At 65.8% G+C, this 4,255-nt stretch carries 4 protein-coding genes; all 4 read left to right on the top strand.

Annotation, left to right across the window (positions count from 1 at the left end):
• Window positions 1-167 precede the first annotated feature (167 nt).
• Window positions 168-1,016 carry a cytochrome gene (locus tag Q0216_RS06670; RefSeq protein WP_298593939.1) on the top strand — a complete coding sequence of 283 codons (849 nt, stop codon included), beginning with the start codon at window positions 168-170 and terminating at the stop codon, window positions 1,014-1,016.
• A 245-nt stretch (window positions 1,017-1,261) separates the two neighbouring features.
• Window positions 1,262-1,858 (top strand): peptide deformylase, encoded by a 597-nt coding sequence (def, locus tag Q0216_RS06665; RefSeq protein WP_298593938.1) that lies wholly within the window; start codon window positions 1,262-1,264, stop codon window positions 1,856-1,858.
• A gap of 6 nt (window positions 1,859-1,864) precedes the next feature.
• On the top strand, window positions 1,865-2,833 hold the full coding sequence (gene fmt, locus Q0216_RS06660; RefSeq protein WP_298593937.1) for a methionyl-tRNA formyltransferase: 969 nt from the start codon (window positions 1,865-1,867) through the stop codon (window positions 2,831-2,833).
• The coding region (locus tag Q0216_RS06655) for a transcription antitermination factor NusB (protein WP_298593936.1) at window positions 2,830-4,255 on the top strand (1,426 nt) is incomplete at its 3' end. The genes fmt and Q0216_RS06655, both read left to right, overlap by 4 nt.

The following is a 4,255-nucleotide window of genomic DNA, read 5'->3' as shown; positions in this document are numbered from 1 at the left end:
TAGCGCGCTTCGTTCACACCGAAGAGGTCACTGGTTCGAACCCAGTATCACGCACCAAATAACCCCCGTTTCAACGAACGGGGGTTTTATTATGCCCACCGGTATTTGTGCCCACACGCAGTACAAACACAGCCGCGGACACAACCACCCGAGAATGAGGTACCCCCGTGACAACACCCGAACTCGCCGCAGCCACCGACTACGGACGCATGTACGCGCGCGTCCGCGGAGGAGACCCCCTCGTCCCCTCCATCACCACCGTCATCGGGCAGCACGCCAGTGACCTCAGCGGCTGGCACGGGTACATGGCCGCCAAAGCCGCCCTCGAAGACCAGCGCGCCTACCGCGCCACCGGATCCCACGGCCTCAAATTCGCCATCATCCGCGACGCAGCCAGCGCCTCCGAACGATACCGCGACGCCGCCGCAGCCCGAGGCGACCGCGTCCACAACTACGCCGAAGCCGTCGCCCTACGCGCCATGGGCCGCGAACACAACCTCGACGAATGCCGCGAACGACTCATCGCCAACGGGGAGCAAGCCTACGCCGACCGCTTCGACGAATGGTGGGAAGCCTTCAAACCCCGCCCCCTCGCCGCCGAAGTCACCATCTGGAACGACACCGTCGGCTACGCGGGCACCCTCGACCTCGTCGCAGAAATCGCAGGCCGAACCTGCATCATCGACTACAAAACCAAAGGCACCGACAAACGCGGCCGCGTCAAAGCACTCGACGAAAAAGTCGTCATGCAGCTCGTCGCCGGACTCAAAGCCGAAGAATCCCTCATCGACCCCGACGAAGGCACCTGGGAACCCTGGAAATACGGCGACGCACCCGTCCTCATGGGCGTGGCACTCGGCGAAACGCAGGTGCTGCCGCAGCAGGCAAACCCCGCCGTGCTCGAACGCAACTGGTACAAGTTCTGCGCCCTGCGCCGCGTCTGGGAATTCGACCGCCAGGTTCAAGAATTTGAAGACCCCGCGCTCATGCCCGTAGTACCCCCGCCTGCGGCATAGGGGAGAGGCTTCAAACCCTGTGGAGGTGAGGCTCAGCCCTCACCCTGCCGCCTCGATTCGTTCTAGATTCGCGCTAGCGAATCGGCGACAATAGAACAATAGGCAGAACGGCGCGCTACGCTGTGAAGAACGCGCCCGCTGTAAAGAACCCGCAGGGAAAACCCGCTGGAACAACCCTCAGCGCAGTTCTGCCACCATTTGAAATCCGTAAGCACATTCCCGGCACCCGCCGGCAAAGGAGAACCATGACCATCCTGAGCATCCGCACCGTAGGCGACCCGGTGCTGCGCAGCGTCTGCGACCCCATCACCGTCTTCGACGACGACCTGGCACGACTCATCGACGACATGCTAGAAACCATGTACGACGTGGGCGGCGTGGGCCTTGCCGGCCCGCAGGTTGGCATCTCCAAGCAGATCTTCACCTTCGGCGGCATTGACGACCGCGAAGGCTACATCATCAACCCCGTGCTCGAGGTCGGCGAAGAAGACCAGGAAGGCGGCGAAGGCTGCCTGTCCGTGCCCGGCCAGAAGTCCGCGACCCCGCGCAAGAACTGGGCGCGCGTGACCGGCGTGGACCGCCACGGCGAACCCCTCGTACTGGAGGGTGAAGGCCTGTTCGCGCGCATGCTGCAACACGAAACCGACCACCTGCACGGCAAGCTCTTCATCGACCGCCTCGTGGGTGAAGACCGCCAGCGCGTGATGCGTGCCCTGCGCGCCGCAGACTACAACACGGTCGCCGCTAAGACCGTGACCGAGCGTGCAGCCCGCGTGGGTGGTGCCTTCGGTGGCGGTGGTGCGTTCGGTGCCGGTTCCTCCTTCGGTAGCTTCGGAAAGTAGGCTCACATGCTCAACATCATTTACGCAGGCACCCCCGACGTTGCCGTGCCCCCGCTCGATTACCTGGCGAACTCCGATAAGGTGCGCGTGGTCGGCGTGCTCACCCGCGAAGATGCCCCCGTGGGCCGCAAGCGCGTGCTCACCCCCTCCCCGGTCGCGCAGCGTGCCGAAGAGCTCGGTCTGCCCATCGTGAAAGCAAACCGCTGGAATGACGAAGCTGCCGCGGCCATTGCCGAACTGAACGCTGATGCAGCCGCCGTGGTCGCCTACGGCGCCCTGCTGCCGCTGCCCGCGCTGGAATCCCTGCGCTACGGTTGGGTCAACCTGCACTTCTCCAAGCTGCCCGCATGGCGCGGCGCCGCCCCCGTACAGCGCGCCCTCATCGCCGGTGAGCAGGAAATTTTCTCCACCACCTTCCTGCTCGAAGAAGGCCTGGACACCGGCCCCACCTTCGAACAGGAATCCACCCCCGTAGCCGCCGACGACACCGCAGGCACCGTGCTGATGCGCCTTGCCACCAGCGGCGGCGCACTGCTTGAACGCACCTTCGAACGCCTCGAAGCGGGCGAGAGCGGCACCGTGCAGGTCGAGGATGAGTCGGTCAGCTACGCCTCCAAGATGAGCATTGCCGACGGCCGCCTCACCTGGACCGAACCCGCCGAGCAGATCCTGGCGCGCTTCCGCGGCGTGACCCCCGAACCCGGCGCATGGTGCGAACTGGGCGAAAACCGCTTCAAGATCGGTGGCCTGGCGGTTGCCGACGAGCGCCTGGTGCAGTCCCTGATCGAGGCGAACGGCGGCCCCCTCGCACCCGGTGCGGTGCGTCTGCACGCGAAGAAGGTACTGGTCGGCACCGGTACCGAACCGCTGATGCTGCTGCAGGTTCAGCCTGCCGGTAAGAAAATGATGGATGCGCCCGCGTGGGCTCGCGGCGCTGGCAAGGACATGGCGGAAGGCCTGGTGGTACTCGCATGAGCAACGAAAAGCGCCCCTACAAGGGAGGACACGGCAAGCCCGGTAACGGCGGCAACGGCAAGTTCAGCCAGGGCAAGCCTAACCAGGGCGGCGGTCAGGGTGAGGGCGGTGCGAAGCGTAAGCGTCGCCGACGCTCCGGCTCTGGCACCGGCTCTGGCGTGAACGAGCAGAACCGCCAACAGTCTCAGAATTCTCAGCGTTCCCAGAATCAGCGTTCCCAGAATCAGCGCTCGCAGAATAGCCGTTCTCAGAGCCGCCCGCAGAAGTGGGATGACAACTCCCGCCCCGAATCGCGCACCGGCCGCCGCTTCGACGGCCTGACCAGCGTCGAACGCGCCGCACGCCGCGCCAAGACCGAACACGACGACACCAAACGCGGTGGCGGTGGCACCTCCCGACGCAATAAGAGCGGCCACGAACGCAACCGTCGTTCCATGTCCGCCCGCGAATTCTCCGCGGCGGCACCATCCGCACGCTCGCGCACCGCAGACACCGCACGTGCAACCGTCTTCGACGTACTGCGCTCCGTGGCGGAATCTGACGCCTACGCGAACCTCGTGCTACCCAAGGCGATTCGTAGCCACCGCCTCGACCACCGCGACGCAGGCTTCGCAACCGAGCTGACCTACGGCACGCTACGCCACCAGGGCACCTACGACGCAATCCTCAGCCGCTGCGTAGACCGCCCCCTCGAGAAGGTCGGCACTACCACCCTCATCGTGTTGCGCATGGGCGTGCACCAGCTGCTGAACATGCGCGTTCCCGCCCACGCGGCGCTGAACCAGAGCGTGTCCCTGGCACGCGAAAAGATCGGTGCAGGCCCGGCAAGCTTCATCAACGCGGTGCTGCGCCGCGTCTCCGAGCGCACCCCCGAAGAGTGGTACGAACTCATCATCGAGGACGCGAAGGACGACACCGAACGCATGGCACTGCTCGCCTCGCACCCCGGCTGGATTGTGCGTTCCATGCGTCAGGCACTCGTCGCGCACGGCCGCCCCGCCTCCGAAATTGAGCAGCTGCTCGAAGCGGACAACCTCGCCCCCGTGGTGAACCTGGTTGCCCTGCCCGGTCTGGGTAGCCTCGACGAGGCACGCGAACAGGGCGCCGTCGATGGCGAGTTGGTTGAAGGTTCGGCACTGTACGCCTCCGGCGACTTGGCGCGCCTGGAATCCGTACGTGAAGGCACCGTCCGCGCGCAGGATGCCGGTTCCCAGCTGGTGGCACGCGCGCTCGCCGCAGCACCCCTGGACGGCACCGACACCGCCTGGCTCGACCTGTGCGCAGGCCCCGGCGGTAAGGCGGCGCTCCTCGGGGCGCTCGGTATTCAGCGCGGCGCATCCCTGGTTGCCAACGAGGCGGCACCGCACCGCGCGCAGCTCGTGGAATCCTCCATGCGCCCCCTACCCGAGGACAGCTACACGG

The organism is uncultured Rothia sp. (assembly GCF_937976295.1).
GTDB lineage: Bacteria > Actinomycetota > Actinomycetes > Actinomycetales > Micrococcaceae > Rothia.
The sequence above is the reverse complement of the archived record's forward strand: the minus strand, read 5'-3'. Positions and strand labels throughout refer to the sequence as shown.